At 69.0% G+C, this 16,639-nt stretch carries 16 protein-coding genes; 5 read left to right on the top strand and 11 right to left on the bottom strand.

Annotation, left to right across the window (positions count from 1 at the left end):
• Positions 1-105: 105 nt before the first annotated feature.
• Together H7694_RS06220 and H7694_RS06215 are read right to left on the bottom strand one after the other, a co-directional pair.
• Positions 106-2,379: a polyribonucleotide nucleotidyltransferase gene (locus H7694_RS06220; protein ID WP_193598658.1), complete on the bottom strand. Its 2,274-nt coding sequence runs from the start codon at positions 2,377-2,379 to the stop codon at positions 106-108.
• Between the two features lie 316 nt (positions 2,380-2,695).
• The gene (locus H7694_RS06215) at positions 2,696-4,636 is read right to left on the bottom strand and encodes a GDSL-type esterase/lipase family protein (RefSeq protein ID WP_227468315.1); all 1,941 of its coding nucleotides are present in this window, start codon (positions 4,634-4,636) and stop codon (positions 2,696-2,698) included.
• Positions 4,637-4,798: 162 nt separating this feature from the next.
• Here H7694_RS06215 and H7694_RS06210 point away from each other — a divergent pair, with 162 nt between their 5' ends.
• Complete coding sequence (locus H7694_RS06210) at positions 4,799-5,413, top strand: DedA family protein (protein ID WP_193598657.1); 615 nt, start codon at positions 4,799-4,801, stop codon at positions 5,411-5,413.
• A gap of 4 nt (positions 5,414-5,417) precedes the next feature.
• On the top strand, positions 5,418-5,591 hold the full coding sequence (locus H7694_RS06205; protein ID WP_193598656.1) for a DUF5302 domain-containing protein: 174 nt from the start codon (positions 5,418-5,420) through the stop codon (positions 5,589-5,591).
• Positions 5,592-5,615: 24 nt separating this feature from the next.
• On the opposite strand, the gene H7694_RS06200 is transcribed toward H7694_RS06205, so the two are convergent.
• The 3 genes from H7694_RS06200 to H7694_RS06190 are packed head-to-tail and all read right to left on the bottom strand — an operon-like array spanning position 5,616 to position 8,244.
• A complete protein-coding gene (locus tag H7694_RS06200) occupies positions 5,616-6,365 on the bottom strand; it encodes an SDR family oxidoreductase (RefSeq protein ID WP_193598655.1) in 750 nt (249 codons plus the stop codon).
• Between the two features lie 33 nt (positions 6,366-6,398).
• Complete coding sequence (locus H7694_RS06195) at positions 6,399-7,043, bottom strand: FMN reductase (RefSeq protein ID WP_193598654.1); 645 nt, start codon at positions 7,041-7,043, stop codon at positions 6,399-6,401.
• A gap of 1 nt (position 7,044) precedes the next feature.
• Positions 7,045-8,244 (bottom strand): LLM class flavin-dependent oxidoreductase, encoded by a 1,200-nt coding sequence (locus tag H7694_RS06190; RefSeq protein WP_193599100.1) that lies wholly within the window; start codon positions 8,242-8,244, stop codon positions 7,045-7,047.
• Positions 8,245-8,382: 138 nt separating this feature from the next.
• On the opposite strand from H7694_RS06190, the gene H7694_RS06185 reads away from it, so the two are divergent.
• Together H7694_RS06185 and H7694_RS06180 are read left to right on the top strand one after the other, a co-directional pair.
• Positions 8,383-9,510: an acyltransferase family protein gene (locus H7694_RS06185; RefSeq protein ID WP_227468314.1), complete on the top strand. Its 1,128-nt coding sequence runs from the start codon at positions 8,383-8,385 to the stop codon at positions 9,508-9,510.
• 99 nt (positions 9,511-9,609) lie between these two features.
• Positions 9,610-10,617, top strand: a complete 1,008-nt coding sequence (locus tag H7694_RS06180; protein WP_193598652.1) for an isopenicillin N synthase family dioxygenase — start codon at positions 9,610-9,612, stop codon at positions 10,615-10,617.
• 67 nt (positions 10,618-10,684) lie between these two features.
• Here H7694_RS06180 and rpsO read toward each other — a convergent pair whose 3' ends face one another.
• Positions 10,685-10,954: a 30S ribosomal protein S15 gene (gene rpsO / locus H7694_RS06175; protein WP_055993247.1), complete on the bottom strand. Its 270-nt coding sequence runs from the start codon at positions 10,952-10,954 to the stop codon at positions 10,685-10,687.
• A 155-nt stretch (positions 10,955-11,109) separates the two neighbouring features.
• On the opposite strand from rpsO, the gene H7694_RS06170 reads away from it, so the two are divergent.
• On the top strand, positions 11,110-12,402 hold the full coding sequence (locus H7694_RS06170; protein ID WP_193598651.1) for an MFS transporter: 1,293 nt from the start codon (positions 11,110-11,112) through the stop codon (positions 12,400-12,402).
• Between the two features lie 77 nt (positions 12,403-12,479).
• On the opposite strand, the gene H7694_RS06165 is transcribed toward H7694_RS06170, so the two are convergent.
• The 5 genes from H7694_RS06165 to H7694_RS06145 form a co-directional block, all read right to left on the bottom strand.
• Positions 12,480-13,028 (bottom strand): YceI family protein, encoded by a 549-nt coding sequence (locus H7694_RS06165; protein ID WP_193598650.1) that lies wholly within the window; start codon positions 13,026-13,028, stop codon positions 12,480-12,482.
• Between the two features lie 143 nt (positions 13,029-13,171).
• Positions 13,172-13,540: an FKBP-type peptidyl-prolyl cis-trans isomerase gene (locus H7694_RS06160; protein ID WP_193598649.1), complete on the bottom strand. Its 369-nt coding sequence runs from the start codon at positions 13,538-13,540 to the stop codon at positions 13,172-13,174.
• Between the two features lie 112 nt (positions 13,541-13,652).
• Entirely contained in the window at positions 13,653-14,465 is an 813-nt protein-coding gene (locus H7694_RS06155; protein WP_193598648.1) for an ABC transporter permease, read from the bottom strand.
• Between the two features lie 5 nt (positions 14,466-14,470).
• Positions 14,471-15,298 (bottom strand): ABC transporter permease, encoded by an 828-nt coding sequence (locus H7694_RS06150; protein WP_193598647.1) that lies wholly within the window; start codon positions 15,296-15,298, stop codon positions 14,471-14,473.
• 73 nt (positions 15,299-15,371) lie between these two features.
• Positions 15,372-16,550: an extracellular solute-binding protein gene (locus H7694_RS06145; protein ID WP_193598646.1), complete on the bottom strand. Its 1,179-nt coding sequence runs from the start codon at positions 16,548-16,550 to the stop codon at positions 15,372-15,374.
• Positions 16,551-16,639: the final 89 nt, after the last annotated feature.

Genomic DNA, 16,639 nt, shown 5'->3' with positions numbered 1-16,639 from the left:
CGTAACGGTTTGGTCACGCTGGATGCGAAGAGGCCCGGAATCGCGCGTCCACCGCACGATTCCGGGCCTCGGGCGCGGATGCCGGGTCACCGGCATCCGCGTGGATCACGCCTCGGCGTCCTCCGCGGGCTTCTCGTCCGTGGAGTCGGCGTCGTCGAGCACCGGCTCGAGCGACAGCTTGCCGCGGTCGTCGATCTTCGTGATGCGCACGAGGATCTTCTGACCGACCGACAGCACGTCGTCGACGTTCTCGACACGCTTGCCACCGGCGAGCTTGCGCACCTCGGTGACGTGCAGCAGTCCGTCCTTGCCCGGCAGCAGCGAGATGAAGGCGCCGAAGGTGGCGATCTTCACGACGGTGCCGAGGAACTGCTCGCCGACCTCGGGGTTGGTCGGGTTGGCGATCGCGTTCACCTGAGCACGGGCGGCCTCGGCCGAGGGGCCGTCGGTCGCGCCGATGTAGACGGTGCCGTCCTCCTCGATGGAGATCTGCGCGCCGGTCTCGTCCTGGATCGCGTTGATCGTCTTGCCCTTCGGGCCGATCAGCTCACCGATCTTGTCGACCGGGATCTGCACGCTGATCACGCGCGGAGCGGTCGGGGCCATCTCGTCGGGCGAGTCGATCGCGGCGTTGAGGACGTTCAGGATCGTCAGGCGCGCCTCGCGGGCCTGGGTCAGGGCTCCTGCGAGCACCGACGACGGGATGCCGTCGAGCTTCGTGTCGAGCTGGATCGCCGTGACGAACTCGCTCGTGCCCGCGACCTTGAAGTCCATGTCGCCGAGTGCGTCCTCGGCGCCGAGGATGTCGGTGAGCGCCGCATAGCGGGTCTCACCGTCGACCTCGTCCGAGACCAGGCCCATCGCGATGCCGGCGACGGCAGCGCGCAACGGCACACCGGCGTTCAGCAGCGACAGGGTCGACGCGCAGACCGAGCCCATCGAGGTCGAGCCGTTCGAGCCGAGGGCCTCGGAGACCTGACGGATCGCGTACGGGAACTCCTCGCGGGTGGGCAGCACCGGCACGAGGGCGCGCTCGGCGAGGAAGCCGTGCCCGATCTCGCGACGCTTCGGCGACCCGACGCGGCCGGTCTCACCGGTCGAGTAGGGCGGGAAGTTGTAGTGGTGCATGTAGCGCTTGCTGGTCGTGGGCGACAGCGAGTCGATCTGCTGCTCCATCTTGAGCATGTTCAGCGTGGTGACACCCATGATCTGGGTCTCGCCGCGCTGGAAGATCGCCGAGCCGTGCACGCGCGGGATGACCTGCACCTCGGCGTCCAGCGGACGGATGTCGGCGAGGCCGCGGCCGTCGATGCGGACGTTGTCGGTGAGGATGCGGCCGCGCACGATCTTCTTGGTGACCGACTTGTAGGCGGCCGAGAACTCCAGCGGGGCGGCTGCCGGCAGGCTGCCGGCCTCCGTGGCCTCGATGAGCTCGGCCTTGACGCGGTCCTTGATCGCGTCGTCGGCGCTCTGGCGCTCCTGCTTGTCGGCGATCTGGTACACGTCGACGAGCTCGGTGTACGCACGCTCGGCCACGAAGTCGTAGACCTCCTGGCTGTACGCCGGGAAGACCGGGTACACACCGGGCTCCTTCGACGCGGTCGCGGCGAGCTCGGCCTGAGCCTTGACGAGCTGCGAGATGAACGGCTTCGCGGCCTCGAGGCCCTGCGCGACGACCTCTTCGCTGGGCTTGACGGCGCCGGCCTTGATGAGGTTCCAGCTGCCCTCGGTCGCCTCGGCCTCGACCATCATGATCGCGACGTCCTCGGTGCCGTCGGCCTTGGTGACCACGCGGCCCGCGACCACGAGGTCGAAGACGGCCTGCTCGACCTGCTCGACGTTCGGGAACGCGACCCACTGGTCGGCGTGCTCGCCGTGACCGGGGATCAGGGCCAGGCGGACACCGGCGATCGGGCCGGAGAACGGCAGACCGGAGATCTGGGTCGACGCGGAAGCCGCGTTGATGGCCAGGGCGTCGTAGTACTCGCCCGGGGCGATCGACAGCACGGTGATGACGATCTGGACCTCGTTGCGCAGTCCGTCGACGAACGACGGGCGCAGCGGACGGTCGATCAGACGGCAGACGAGGATCGCCTCGGTGGAGGGGCGGCCCTCACGGCGGAAGAACGAGCCGGGGATCTTGCCGGCGGCGTAGGAGCGCTCCTCGACGTCGACGGTCAGCGGGAAGAAGTCGAAGCCCTCCCGGGGGTGCTTGGATGCACTGGTGGCGGAGAGCAGCATGGTCTCGCCGTCCAGGTACGCCGCGACGGACCCCTGTGCCTGCTGGGCGAGGCGACCGGTCTCGAAGCGGATGGTGCGGGTGCCGAAGCGGCCGTTGTCGAGAACGGCCTCGGTGGCGGTGATTTCAGGACCTTCCAAGAGGTCTCTCCTTCTTTGTTTAGGCTCGCGCGCCCGTGTGGCACGCGAGTTCTCGCGAAGGAGCGGATGCGGGCAGATATAAGCGCGCGGGCATTCCCGCGAATCTCGCCTGCGCTGGCCACCAGTAGAAGATCACCCGGCGCCGTGTGCGACGAGGAACCCACCACAGGGGACCAGCTTCTCAGCCGACCGCTCCGTGTAAGTCGATATGAAGTTGACGGATGCCACAGGCACCCGCGTCCAGCCTAGCAGTGGACCTCCCCCGCCCCTAGCGAGCGCGGGAGCACCGCGCCGGGCCGTCACCCGGCGTGCGCCGTCAGTCGGCGGGCTGCGGGGTTCGTGCGCCGGTGCGCCCGATCAGCACATAGTCGTCGTGCTTCGCCATACGGCCGTCGCCGGCCGTGCGTCCGTGCAGCCGCCGCCACACCCACGGCAGCGCGTGCCTGCGCCACCAGAGCCGCCTGGTGATGCGCTCGTGGTCGTGCAGGGACTCGTCCAGCGCCCCGAGCGCCTCGGCATGCGGGACGCCGAGCGCCTCGCCGACCCGGTAGGCGAGGAACCGGTGCCCGCGGCTGGAGAGATGCACGAGGTCCTCGGCCCAGTTGGGACGGCGGCCGAGACCCTCGTGAAGGTCGGCGTCGATGAGGAGCGCGCCGGTGCGCTGCGCCACCCCGGCGAGCGCGCTGGCGAAGGCCGCGAACCGGCGGGCGTAGATCGCCGACTCGGCACGACGTGGCAGGAAGGGCGTGACGAGCACGACATCCGCTCCCCCCTCACGCAGCCGCACCACCGCGCCCTCCAGCCGGGCTGCAAGGGCCGGGATGTCGGCCCGCACCAGCACGAGATCGTTCGCGCCGACGAGGATGGAGACGAGATCCGGGCGCAGTTCGAGGGCGCGCTCGAGCTGCGGGCCGCACACATCGGCGACGCGCCGCGAGCGCACCGCCAGATTCGCGTAGCGGATGCCGCCGCGGGCGGCCAGCAGCAGAGCCAGCCTGTCGGCCCAGCCGCGCTCGCGACCGTCGGCATCCGGATCGCACAGCCCTTCGGTGATCGAGTCGCCGAGCGCGATGTAGCGGTGCCAGCGCCGCCCCTGCTGCGCGGTCACCGGTTCCGGGCGCCGCGTGCGGGGTGCCCGCAGCGTCCGGTCGACCGCGTGCAGCTCGCGCGCCTCGTCGAAATGTGCCAGCAGGTCGTCGCACACCGATGCCCAGGAGCGCCCTTCCACCGCCTCGCGTCCTGCCCGCCCGAAGGCCCGGCGCTTGCGCTCGTCACCTGCGAGGTCCTTCACCCGCATCCGCAGATCGTCGAGGTCACCCGGCCGGTAGAGCCAGCCGTCGATGCCCATCCGCACCAGATCGAGGGGGCCGCCGCGGCCGGTGGCGATCACCGGCAGTCCGCTGGCGTGCGCCTCCTGCAGGGTCTGCCCGAAGGTCTCGCTCTCGCCGGGGTGCACGAAGATGTCGAACGACGCCATGGCCCGGGCGAGTTCGTGCCCCGCGAGGTGCCCGAGGAAGACGGCATCCGGCAGCAGCGCCTCCAGGCGCGGACGTGAGGGTCCGTCGCCGACGATGACGAGACGGATGCCGGGGATGCCGCGCAGCGCATGCAGGTCTTCGACCTGCTTCTCGGGGGCGAGCCGGCCCACGTACCCGACGACGACCTCTCCCGGCGCACGATGCGGCCAGTGCTCGTCGCGGGCGTCGGGGTGGAAGCGCTCGGCATCCACTCCCCTTCCCCACCGGCGCAGCCGGTCGACGCCCAGCCGCTCGAGCTGGGTCTCGGATTCGCGGGACGGCGCGAGCGTGAGCGTCGCGCGGCGGTGCAGCCTGGCGACATGCGACTCGGCGAGCGCGGTGGTCAGTGAGACCCCGTAGCGGGAGGTGTAGGCGGCGACATCGGTCTGGTACGCGGCGGTGACGGGCAGGTCGAGGCGTGCGGCGGCGACGACGCCGCGCCAGCCGAGCGCGAACGGCGAGGCGAGATGGACGACGTCGGGATCGAACCGGCGCAGCGCGTCGTGCACGCGCGCCGCCGAGACGGTGCCGACGCGGACGTGCCGGTACCCGGGGAGGGGCACGGAGGGAACGCGCTCGACCCGGGCGCTGCCCGAGCGCACCGGCGTTCCGGGGGCGGCGGGGGCGATGACGTGGGCTCGGTGGCCGGTGCGCTCGAGATGCCGCAGGATCTGCAGCACCGACCCGGTCACACCGTTCATGTGCGGCAGGAAGGACTCGGTGACGATCGCTACTCTCACACCGCCAGGATGCCGCCGCAGACGCCTCTGAGCGCACTGCGGCGGCGCGCTCCGCCAACTGTTCACCGGATGCACGGATACCGGTCATCGGCTATCCGCCGGTCGGTTCCCGTTCACCCTCCTGTTCACCATCCCGTTCATCTCGTGAGGCAGAGTTCTCGGATGATCCCCGAACCGCTGCTGGACGTGCTGACCGGCCCGTGGGGCCTGGCGCTGATGAGCGTGATCGTGCTGGGCGACGCGTTCCTGGTGGTCATCCCGGGTGAGATCGCCGTCACCGCACTGGGGGCGCTGGCCGTGTCACAGGGCTCGCCCGCGCTGGGTGTCGTGATCGCCGTGGCCGCCGCAGCGGCCTGGTGCGGAGACGCCACCTGCTACCTGGTGGGGCGCACGGTCGGCGTGCAGCGCTGGCGCTGGATGCGCGCACGGCGGGTGCGCGTGGCGCTGGACTGGGCACGCAGGCGGCTCGACTCGGGCACCGCGACCGTGCTGTTCACGGCACGTTTCGTGCCCTTCGCCCGCCTGGCGGTGAACCTCGTGGCCGGCGCCTCGCGCCTGCATCCGCCGCGCTACCTGCTGCTGGCCGCTCTCGCCGCGACGGGCTGGGCGTCGTACCAGGCTGTGGTGGGCGCCGTCATCGCCGCATTGCTTCCCGGTGGCCCCCTGGTCGCCGTGGTCGTGTCCGTCGTCGTCGCCGTCGGTCTCGGCGCGGGGATCGATCTGCTCGCCGCGCGCCACCGGCGCTCGCGAGAGGTGCGGGCCGAGAGGCTAGGCTGACGGGATGAGCGAAGACAAGGCAGTCTCCTCCGAGGAGATGAAGCGCAAGTTCCGCGAAGCGCTCGACAAGAAGAACGCGCACAGCCGCGGCGGTGAGTCGCACATGGACGGCGATTCGGCCGTGCATGCGACGCACGCTCCGCAGCTCAAGCGCGAGTTCCGCCGCAAGAGCGGCTGAGCGCATCCACCCGTCGCTCTCGGTTCAGCCCTCGGGCTGGGCCGAGAGCCACTGCTCGAAGGTGCTGCCGCGCAGCTCGGCGTCGGGGCCCGGCAGCAGCAGGCCCGCGCGCATCGCGCGGCCCAGCGCGCCGGGGAGGGCGAACCGCGGCATCCATCCGCCGCGTTCCGTGTGACGCGCCCAGTCGCGCATCATGTCGGCGAGCTCCTCCTCCCGCGGACCGGCGAGGTCGCGGGCCCTGCCGTGCGCAGGATGCTCGGCCAGCTCGATCAGGCGCGTCGCGACCGCGCTCGCCTCGACCGGCTGAGTGCGCATCCGCACCGCAGGATGCAGCGGGCCGATGCCGACCCGGGCGTGCATCTGCGCGGCGAAGTCGTGGAACTGCGTGGCGCGGAGGATGGTCCACGGCTCATCGGATGCCGTGACCGCCTCCTCCTGCGCGAGCTTGCCGGCGTAATAGCCGTGCGGCGCCCTGTCGATCCCGACGATCGACAGGGCGATGTGGTGTCCGGATCCGGTGCGCCGCTGCGCGGCGAGCAGGTTGCCTGTGGTGCGTTCGAAGAACGCGACGGCCTTGCGGGCATCCGTCGTGGTGACGTTCAGCACGTCGATGACGGCATCCGCTCCGCGCAGCGCGTCGTCGAGGCCGACGCCGGTCTGCACGTCGACGCCTTCGCGTCTGCTGAGGATGCGAACGGCGTGACCGCGGGCGCGAGCGACTGTGACGACGTGCGCGCCGATGAGGCCAATGCCTCCGGCGATGGCGATGTCCATGGGACCATCATCCTCCACCGCCGGAGGCGTACGTCACTCCCCCGCGAGACCGCCGAGCAGGTGACCGAACGAGCGCCCCTTGCCGAGGTAGTTCGCCGGGTCGAACGGGTCGGTGCTGCCGACCGGCTCGCGGCGCATGATCGCCTCGGCCAGCTCGCGCGCACCGCGTTCGACGCGGGAGCTCAGCGGTGCCACCTCGTCGGCGTTCGCACCCCAGTCGCTCGACGCGGCGAACACGCCGGTCGAGACCGGCTCGGCATGCAGGTAGGTGAACAGCGGGCGGATGGCGTAGTCGATCGCCAGCGAATGCCGGGCCGTGCCGGCGTTGGCGCCGATGAGCACGGGCTTTCCGGTGAGGGAATCCGGGTCGAGCACGTCGACGAACGACTTGAACAGTCCGGCGTAGCTGGTCGAGAAGATCGGCGTCACCGCGATGAGGCCGTCCGCCGACACCACGCGGTTGATCGCCTCCTCCAGCGGGGCCGGGGCGAAACCGGTGAGCAGGTTGTCGGTGATCGCGTGCGCGAGGTCGCGCAGCTCGATGACGTCGACCTCGACCTGCACGTCGTGCTCGCGGAGCACCTTCACGGTCTCGGCGACCAGGCGGTCGGCGAGCATGCGGGTCGACGACGGGTTCGACAGACCGGATGAGACGACGGCGATGCGGCGCTCGCTCATGTCAGGCTCCCTTCCGGCTCAGGCCGAACGCGGCGCCGGCCGGAGCCGGGGCGTCCTGGTACGGCGAACCGGCGGTCAGGTTGTCGCCGCGGTTCGCACCGGGGCGCGCCTCGCGCGCGGGTCCGTCACCGTAGACCGCCTTGACGCGGGCGGCGTGGGTGGGGGCGTCGGGCACCTCGGCCGGACGGTTCTTGGCGAGCTCCTTGCGCAGCACGGGGACCACCTCGCCGCCGAGCAGATCGATCTGCTCGAGCACGGTCTTCAGCGGCAGGCCGGCGTGGTCGAGCATGAACAGCTGACGCTGGTAGTCGCCGAACGTCTCGCGCATCGACGCGTAGCGGTCGATGACCTGCTGCGGCGATCCGACGGTCAGCGGCGTCATCTCGGTGAAGTCCTCCATCGACGGGCCGTGGCCGTAGACCGGGGCGTTGTCGAAGTACGGACGGAACTGCGTGACGGCATCCTGCGAGTTCTTCGCCATGAACACCTGGCCGCCCAGGCCGACGATCGCCGTCTCGGGGGTGCCGTGGCCGTAGTGGCTCCAGCGCTGGCGGTACAGCTCGATGAGGCGCTGGTAGTGCTCCTTGGGCCAGAAGATGTTGTTCGCGAAGAAGCCGTCACCGTAGTACGCGGCCTGCTCGGCGATCTCAGGGGTGCGGATCGAGCCGTGCCAGACGAAGGGCTTGATGCCGTCCAGCGGCCGGGGCGTGGCGGTGAAGCCCTGCAGCGGCGTGCGGAATTTGCCCTCCCAGTCGACGACGTCCTCGGTCCAGAGCTTGTGCAGCAGCGCGTAGTTCTCGATCGCGAGCGGCAGGCCCTGGCGGATGTCCTGACCGAACCAGGGGTAGACCGGACCGGTGTTGCCGCGGCCCATCATGAGGTCCATGCGGCCGCCGGAGAGGTGCTGCAGCATCGCGTACTCCTCGGCGATGCGCACCGGGTCGTTCGTGGTGATCAGCGTCGTCGAGGTCGAGACGATCAGTCGCTCGGTCTGCGCCGCGATGTACGCCAGCAGCGTCGTCGGGCTCGACGAGAAGAACGGCGGGTTGTGGTGCTCGCCGATGGCGAAGACGTCGAGTCCCGCCTCCTCGGCGTGCTTGGCGATGGTGACCGCGGCCTGGATGCGCTCGCGCTCACTGGGCGTGTCGCCCGTCGTCGGATCCTGCGTGATGTCGCTGACCGACATGAGGCCGAACTGCATTCCGGCCGAGTGGTCGCTGGGGTGTGCGTCCATGATCTTCTTCCGCTCGGGATGCCGTGGCATCCGGTCTATTCAGATGAATGTACTTGGTGAAACGCCTCGCCTACAAACTTATTCCCGGCCCGGTAGCCTCGGATGATGAGCAGTGCCGAACAGGTCCCGCCCACCGGTTCCACGGGCGCGATCACCCGCCCGCGCCGCCGTGTCCCATTCTGGGACAACGCCCGGTTCGCGTGCATCGTCCTGGTGGTCCTCGGCCACGGCATCCAGCGGCTGATCTACGACTCCGACGTCTCCTACGCGTTCTACCTGTGGGTCTACGCCTTCCACATGCCGGCGTTCGCGATCATCTCGGGCTACTTCTCGAAGGCCGACAGCCCCACCCGGCGGCAGATGGCACGTGTCATCACCGACATCCTGGTGCCGTACGTCATCTTCGAGGGGCTGTGGTCGCTCACGAAGTGGCTCGTCGAGGGGCAGGCCGACCCGAATCTCACCCAGCCGTCGTGGACGCTGTGGTTCCTGCTCGCGCTCGGCATCTTCCGCCTGGTCCTCCCCTACCTGGCGCTGCTGCGCTGGCCTCTCGTCTGGGCGCTGGCGATCTCGATCGGCGTGGGGTACCTCAGCAACGTCAACAGCACGTTCTCGCTGTCGCGGACCCTCGGGCTGATGTTCTTCTTCACGCTGGGCTGGTGGCTGCGCGAGCATGACGTCGTGCGGCGTCTGCAGCTCATCGAGCGCCGGCCATGGTGGATTCGGGCCACGGCGATCGCCGTGCTGGGTCTCTGGGCGTTCGTGTGCTGGCGGTGGCTGCCGGTGTGGGACGCGGTCGAACTGCGGTTCTGGTTCTTCTACGACGACTCGTACGCCGACCTCACCGCGGATCAGTGGTGGGCCGGCGGCATCCGTCTGGGACTGATCGCCCTGGCGATCATCCTCAGCGGGTCGTTCTTCGCGCTCCTGCCGCGTCGCACCCAGTGGTGGACCACGCTCGGGCAGTACACGATGTACGTCTACCTGCTGCACTCGTTCGTGCTGTACCCGTTCCGGGAGTCGGGCGTGCTGCGCGGACTCGAGCCGACCTGGATCTGGCTGCCGCTGGTCACGCTCCTGTCTGTCGCGATCGCCTTCCTGCTCGCCTCGAAGCCGGTACGCCGGCTGTTCCGGCCGCTGATCGAGCCGCGCCCGCGCTGGATGTTCGCGGATGCGCGCCTGACGACCGGTTCCGATCACCGCAGCGACCCCACCGGCTCGCGGCGCAGCTGAGCGGGTCGCGCGCCGGCCCGGCCGGTGAGCCGGATTTCCGACGGGGTAAGACGGCGCAACATTCGGGCGCCGTCCGCGGCGCGCGATTAGCGTCGATCCATGGCCGACCTGAACCTTCCGATCCTCGATCTCTCGCAGCTGGATGCCGGCGACGAGGCCGCCGCAGAGTTCCGCGAGCAGCTGCGCGCCGCCACACACGACGTCGGGTTCTTCTACCTGACCGGCACCGGCATCCCGGCCGAGCTCGAACAGCGGCTGCACCGCACCGCCCGGGAGTTCTTCGAGCTGCCGGACGAGGCGAAGCTCGCGATCGAGAACATCAAGAGCCCGCATTTCCGCGGCTACACGCGCATCGGCGGAGAGCGCACCCAGGGCGAGGTCGACTGGCGCGAGCAGATCGATATCGGACCGGAGCGGACCGCCGTCGCCGGCGGGCCGGCGTTCCACCGGCTCATCGGCCCCAACCTGTGGCCTGCGGCGCAGCCCGAGCTGCAGGCGGTGGTCGCCGAGTGGCACGCCGTGCTGTGCGATGTCGCCCGCAAGCTGCTGCGTGCGTGGGCGCTTGCGCTGGGAGCCGCGGAATCGTACTTCGACGACCACTTCGGCGAGCCCTCGACGCTGATCAAGATCGTCCGCTACCCGGGCACCCACGAGCCCGAACCGCAGCAGGGCGTCGGGGCGCACAAGGACAGCGGCGTGCTCACGCTGCTGTGGGTGGAGCCGGGTCGCGGCGGCCTGCAGGTGGAGCGCGACGGTGAGTGGGTGGATGCTCCCCCGGTCGACGGTGCGTTCGTGGTGAACATCGGCGAACTGCTCGAGTACGCCACCGGCGGGTACCTCAAGGCGACGAACCACCGGGTGGTCTCCCCCCAGGCCCCGGATGACCGGCTGTCGATCCCGTTCTTCTTCAATCCGGCACTCGACACCCGGCTGCCGCTGATCGAGCTGCCGCCCGAGCTCGCCGCCCAGGCGCGGGGCGTGACCCAGGATCCGCGCAACCCGATCCACAGCCTGTACGGCGAGAACGCGCTGAAGTCACGTCTGCGCGCACACCCCGATGTGGCGGCGATCCATCACGCCGACCTGGTCGGCAGCGTCCGGACATGACGAGAGCCGCCCCACACCGTGGGGCGGCTCTCCAAGAATGTTCTGCGCGATTGAACGCTGGTCGCGATTAGCGGCGCAGTCCGAGACGCTCGATCAGCGAGCGGTAGCGCTCGATGTCGATGTCCTGGAGGTAGCCGAGCAGACGACGGCGCTGACCGACGAGCAGGAACAGCCCACGACGCGAGTGGTGGTCGTGCTTGTGCTCCTTGAGGTGCTCGGTGAGGTCCTTGATGCGCTGCGTCAGCATCGCGACCTGCACCTCGGGGGATCCGGTGTCACCGGGGTGCGTCGCGTACTCTTCGATGATCGCCTTCTTGACGTCTGCTTCCAGTGCCATAGATTCGATCCCCTCTCTGCTTGTTGCGCGGTGCCCGACGCCGAATGCGCAGGCTCTCTTTATCCGCGGCCGATCAAACGGCAACCTCAACAGCTTACCAGTTGCACGAACCGCTGACGCGCGCCCCCTGCTGCCTTGCCCGATAGCCTCGTGAGGTGCAGTTCTCCCGCGGTCATCTCATCGACATCACTCCCCTGAGGACCAGCCCCGCCTTCGCCCGCATGTGGACCGGTTCGGTGCTCTCGGGCATCGGCGGGCAGCTGACGATCGTCACCGTGATGCTGCACGTGTTCGAGTTGACCCGCAGCACGTTCGCCGTCTCGATGATCGCCGTGGCAGGTCTGGCGCCGATGATCCTCGCCGGCCTGTACGGCGGGATGCTCGCCGACGCCTTCGACCGGCGACGCGTCGCGCTCGCATCTGCGACCGTGGCGTTCGCGGCGACCGCGCTGCTGGCGATGCTGACCTGGACGCACAGCGAGACGATCTGGTGGCTGTACGCGCTGAGCATGACGATCGCCGCAGCCAACTCGGTCGGCATGGCCACGCGCACCGCGATCGTGCCGCGCCTCATCCCGCTCGAGCAGCTGGCCGCGGCATCCGCCCTCAACGGCGTCGCCTTCGGCCTGATCGTCATGGTCGGGCCGGCCGCGGCCGGCATGCTCGTCGCGCTCACCGGCTTCGGCTGGACCTACACGATCGACGTCGTGCTCATGCTCTCGATGTTCCTGGGGCTGTGGACCCTCCCCGCGCTGCGCCCGGAGGGCACGATCGTGCGCCCCGGGCTGGCATCCCTCATCGACGGCTGGCAGTTCCTGAGGCGGGCGAAGAACATCCGGATGCAGTACCTGCTCGACATCACCGCCATGACCTTCGGTCAGCCGCTCGCGCTCTTCCCCGCCCTCGGCACCGTGCTGCTCGGCGGCGGCGCCGTGACCACCGGCATCCTCACCGCCGCCGTCGCCGTCGGGACGTTCGGCTCGAGCCTGTTCTCGGGCCGGGTAGTGCAGTACCGCTGGCACGGGCGCGGCATCGTGCGGGCCGTGCAGGCGTACGGCGCCTCGATCGCGCTGTTCGGCGCCGTGCTGGTGATCGGCGTGCTCATGCCACCGGCATCCGAGCACGCGCCGAACGTCGCGCTCATCGTGTTCGCCTGCATCGCCCTGGCCCTGTCAGGAGCGGCGGACAACATCAGCTCGATCTACCGCAACACGATGATGCAGGCGGCGGTGCCGGATGCCATGCGCGGGCGGCTGCAGGGGATCTTCGTGATCGTGGTGGCGGGCGGGCCGCGAGTGGGCGCGCTCTACGTCGGGGCGCTCGCGACGGTGACCAGTCTGTGGTTCCCGCCGCTGCTCGGCGGCCTGCTCGTGATCGGCATCGCCGCCGTCCTGGCGCGCCTGAGCCCTCGCTTCAACGCCTACGACGCACTGAGCCCCGAGGCCTGACGCGTACGCGCCGGGTCTCGGGGCTCAGGTCTCGAGTTCGGGCTCGAGTCTCGAGTTCGGGCTCGAGAGGATGCCGGTCAGGCCTGCAGAGCGCCCTGGAGGTCGAGGCCGATGGTGACCTCCTTGCCGACCAGGACGCCGCCGGTCTCGAGCGCGGCGTTCCAGGTGAGGCCGAAGTCCTCGCGGTTGATGACGGTCTTCGCCGAGGCGCCGGCCTTGTAGTTGCCGTACGGGTCCTGGCCGAAGCCGCCGAACTCGAACTCGAAGGTCACCGGCTTGGTGATGCCGCGGATGGTCAGGTCGCCGTCGACGAGGAAGTCGCCGTCCACGAGGCGGGTACCGGTGGAGACGAACTCCATCGTGGGGTGGTTCTCGATGTCGAAGAAGTCGCCCGAGCGCAGGTGAGCGTCGCGGTTCTCATCCTTCGTGTCGATCGACGTCACGTCGACCTTCGCCTCGACCTTGGCCTCGAGCGGGTTCTCGGGCGCGATCAGGGTCGCTTCCTTCATGCCGAAGGTGCCGCGCACCTTCGAGATCATCATGTGGCGGACGCTGAAGGTGACCTCGCTGTGCGAGGGGTCCAGGACCCAGGTGCCGGGGCGGTAGCCGGGGATCTCGATCGTCATGTGGCTTCTCCTCAGATTGTCGGGCCGCGGATCACGGCGTCGAAAGAGGAAAACTTCTATGCGTTTGAATCTATTCCCGAGAATGAGAAAAAGCCTCCGCCCGCAGATCTGCGGGCGGAGGCGTGTGATCTCGGGGTGCCGGCTCAGCCGACGGACACCAGGTCGATGATGAAGATCAGGGTCTTGCCGGAGAGGAAGTGACCGGCGCCGGCGGGCCCGTACGCCAGGTGCGGCGGGATGGTCAGCTCGCGCCGTCCGCCGACCTTCATGCCCGGGATGCCGTCCTGCCAGCCCTGGATGAGACCGCGCAGCGGGAACTGGATGGTCTCGCCGCGACCCCAGGACGAGTCGAACTCCTCGCCGGAGTCGTGCTCGACGCCGGCGTAGTGCACGGTGACGGTGTCGCCGGGCTTGGCCTCGTCGCCTTCGCCGACGATGATGTCGCGGATGACGAGCTCGGTGGGTGCGGGGCCGGTCGGGGCGTCGAACTCGGGCTTTGTGCGATCTGTCATGGTTACATCAAACCCGAGCGCCGGATCACGGTCAACGTGACGGCTCCGCTGAGGGCGAACTCGGGGCGGGCGCATCGTGCGCACCGGGCGCGCACGGGCATCCGGGCCGCGCTCACTCGCGCTCGCTCACATCACGGGAGAGCCGCTGCGACACCCAGACCGGGATGAACGACGCGAGGATCACGACGGTGGCCACGACGTTGACCACGTTGGCCTCGTTCGGTCGCGCCATCTGGTTCATGATCCACAGCGGCAGCGTGTCGACCCCGGGCGGGGCCGTGAAGATCGTGACGTACACCTCGTCGAAGCTCAGCGCGAAGGCGAGGATCGCACCGGCGACCAGCGCGCTGCGGAACTGCGGGAAGGTCACCATCCGGAACGTCTGCCACGGGGTCGCCCCCAGATCCTTCGACGCCTCCTCGAGGCTCGGATTCATCCGCCGCAGGCGCGCGAGCACGTTGTTGAACACCATCACGATGCAGAAGGTGCCGTGCGCGATGATCATGCCCCAGAACCCGACGTGGATGCCGACGGGTTCGAGGATCTGGTTGTAGGTGTTGTTCAGCGCGACACCGGTGACGATGCCCGGCAGGGCGATGGGCAGGACCACCAGCAGGTTCACCGAGCGTTGCCCGAAGAACCGGTACCGCTGCAACGCGAACGCGACCAGGGTGCCCAGGATGAGCGCGACGACCGTGGCCCCAGTGGCGACGAGCACCGAGTTCAGCAGCGCATCGCGTACGGGCTGGCTGCTGAACGCCCTGCCCCACCACTGCAGCGAGAAGCTGCGCACTGGCCAGCTGGCGATCCGCGTGGCGTTGAAGGAGTTCAGCACCACCAGCATGAGCGGGATGTACATGTAGGCGAGGATGATCGCGACGATCACCCCGAGGACGATCTTCGACGTGCGTGAGAGCCGGAGCATGCTCGTCACATCCTTTCCAGGGCGCCGGTGCGCTGCACGCTCACCAGGTAGATGACGACGAAGGCGATCGGCACGACCGAGAACGCGGCCGCCAGGGGCGGGTTGAGGTTGATGTTCGACGCGATCACGCTGCCGATCATCTGCGTGTCACCGCCGACGAACTTCGCCACCAGGTAGTCGCCGAGGCTCAGCGAGAAGGTGAAGACCGAGCCGGCGATGATGGCGGGCTTGATCAGCGGCAGGACGACGGTGAGGATCGTGCGCCACGAGCCGGCGCCGAGATCGGCCGACGCATCGAAGAGGTTGGCGGGCAGCTGACGGATCGCGGTGTACACGGGCACCGCCATGTACGGCAGCCACAGGTAGGTGAGGGTGAGCACGACGGTGATGAGCGCGAAGCCCGGTCCTTCGATGCCGAACGGCGCCAGCATCCAGTTCAGGAATCCATTCTGCGTGAAGGTGATCCGCATCGCGATGACCTTCACGAGGTAACCGGCCCACAGCGGCAGGGTGATCGACACCGCCAGCACCGCGCGCAACCAGGGCGAGGCGACCTTGGCCATGAAGATGCCCAGCGGCACCGAGATGACGATGGCCAGGGCGGTCACGCCCAGGGCGATCCCGAGGGTGCGCACCGACGTCGACAGGTAGGCCGGGTTGGTGACGAGCTGCTCGAAGTTGCGCGTCGTGAACCCGGGCTTGACCTTCGAGGTGAACGGGTCGGTGAGCCAGAACGCGGTGATCAGCAGCATCACCAGCGAGAAGATGTAGATCCCGATGAGCCAGGTCATCGGCAGGGCCAGCAGGCCCGCGATCCGTGCGCGGCGCTTCATTTCGATCCTGTCGTCGTCGAGAGGGGTGTGTCGCGGGGCGGGGTGTCATCCCCGCCCCGCGGGGCGGCCGGGCTCAGCCCTTGACGCTCGTCCAGGCGTCGGTCCACTGCTGGAAGTTCGTACAGGTGACGTCGGTGCGGCCGTCGATGCACTGCTCGATCGGGGTGGTCCAGAACCACACCTTCTTGAAGTACTCCTCGTTCGTGGCGTTGTAGTACTCGCAGTGCGCCTTGGCCTCTTTGCTGGTCTCGCAGAACGCCGCGTTGGCGGGCGCCATGCCGAAGTTCATCGCGATGGCGCCGTTGACCTCGGGCGAGGACGCGTAGTCCATCCACGCGTACGCGCAGTTGGGGTTCTGCGACTCGGCCGACAGCATCCAGGCGTCCGACCACCCGGTCGAGCCCTCCTCGGGCAGCACGCTCTTGAACTTGTCGTCCTCGGTGAGCTTGCGCAGCACCTCCCACGAGGTACCCAGCACCGTGGTGCCGCCCGCGAACGAGGTGATCTGCGCGGCCGGGTCGGACCAGTACTCCGAGAGGATCTCGCGCTGCTGCTTGAGCAGGTCGACAGCGGCGTCCAGCTGCTCCTGATCGAGCGCGTAGGGATTGGTGATGCCCAGCTCGGGCTCGTGCGCCATGAGGTACACGGCGGCGTCGGCGATGTAGATCGGGGCGTCGTAGGCGATGACCTGGCCGGCGTACGGGCTGTCCTTCTCCCATGCGACGTCCCAGCTCGTGGGCTCTTCGGTGACGACGTCGCTGTTGTACTGCAGGATGTTGGCGCCGCGGCCGATCGGGATGCCGTAGGACTTGCCGTTGATGGTGTCGTAGATCTGCCCCTTCATCCCCTCGACGATGTCGTCGCCGAAGTGCGGGATGAACTCGAGGTTCAGCGGCTGCACGTCGCCGCCGGCGATCAGGCGCAGGCTCGCGTCGCCGGATGCCGAGACGAGGTCGTAGTCGCCGGTGCGCATGAGCTGGACCATCTCGTCACTGGTCCCGGCGATGCGCCGGTTGACGGTGCAGCCGGTGTCGGCGGTGAACGCATCCGACCAGGCGGGCTCGACGAACCCGGACCAGGCGATGATGTTCACCTCCTTCTCGTTCTCTCCGAGCTCGGTCATCATCGGGACGTCGGGGACGTCGATGCTGAGGCCGTTCACGGAGCCGCCGTCGTCGGTGCCGGAGCAGCCGGACAGCACCAGGGCGGCGCTGGCGGCGATGGCCGATACGGCCAGGACCTTCTTCTTCATGTGATCTCTCCTTTGTGATCTCACGGTGGTGCGGGTGAGGGGTGGTGCGGGTGAGTGCCAGGGTGGCGGGTGAGGGGGCAGGGTGGCCG

This window comes from Microbacterium sp. YJN-G, from assembly GCF_015040615.1.
Lineage (GTDB): Bacteria > Actinomycetota > Actinomycetes > Actinomycetales > Microbacteriaceae > Microbacterium.
The sequence above is the reverse complement of the archived record's forward strand: the minus strand, read 5'-3'. Positions and strand labels throughout refer to the sequence as shown.

Coding starts and splice junctions, on each gene's coding strand:
- H7694_RS06210 (WP_193598657.1), top strand. CDS start 4,799: ATGATCCCCGAACCGCTGCTGGACGTGCTGACCGGCCCGTGGGGCCTG.
- H7694_RS06205 (WP_193598656.1), top strand. CDS start 5,418: ATGAGCGAAGACAAGGCAGTCTCCTCCGAGGAGATGAAGCGCAAGTTC.
- H7694_RS06200 (WP_193598655.1), bottom strand. CDS start 6,365: ATGGACATCGCCATCGCCGGAGGCATTGGCCTCATCGGCGCGCACGTC.
- H7694_RS06195 (WP_193598654.1), bottom strand. CDS start 7,043: ATGAGCGAGCGCCGCATCGCCGTCGTCTCATCCGGTCTGTCGAACCCG.
- H7694_RS06190 (WP_193599100.1), bottom strand. CDS start 8,244: ATGCAGTTCGGCCTCATGTCGGTCAGCGACATCACGCAGGATCCGACG.
- H7694_RS06185 (WP_227468314.1), top strand. CDS start 8,383: ATGAGCAGTGCCGAACAGGTCCCGCCCACCGGTTCCACGGGCGCGATC.
- H7694_RS06180 (WP_193598652.1), top strand. CDS start 9,610: ATGGCCGACCTGAACCTTCCGATCCTCGATCTCTCGCAGCTGGATGCC.
- rpsO (WP_055993247.1), bottom strand. CDS start 10,954: ATGGCACTGGAAGCAGACGTCAAGAAGGCGATCATCGAAGAGTACGCG.
- H7694_RS06165 (WP_193598650.1), bottom strand. CDS start 13,028: ATGACGATCGAGATCCCCGGCTACCGCCCCGGCACCTGGGTCCTGGAC.
- H7694_RS06160 (WP_193598649.1), bottom strand. CDS start 13,540: ATGACAGATCGCACAAAGCCCGAGTTCGACGCCCCGACCGGCCCCGCA.
- H7694_RS06155 (WP_193598648.1), bottom strand. CDS start 14,465: ATGCTCCGGCTCTCACGCACGTCGAAGATCGTCCTCGGGGTGATCGTC.
- H7694_RS06150 (WP_193598647.1), bottom strand. CDS start 15,298: ATGAAGCGCCGCGCACGGATCGCGGGCCTGCTGGCCCTGCCGATGACC.
- H7694_RS06145 (WP_193598646.1), bottom strand. CDS start 16,550: ATGAAGAAGAAGGTCCTGGCCGTATCGGCCATCGCCGCCAGCGCCGCC.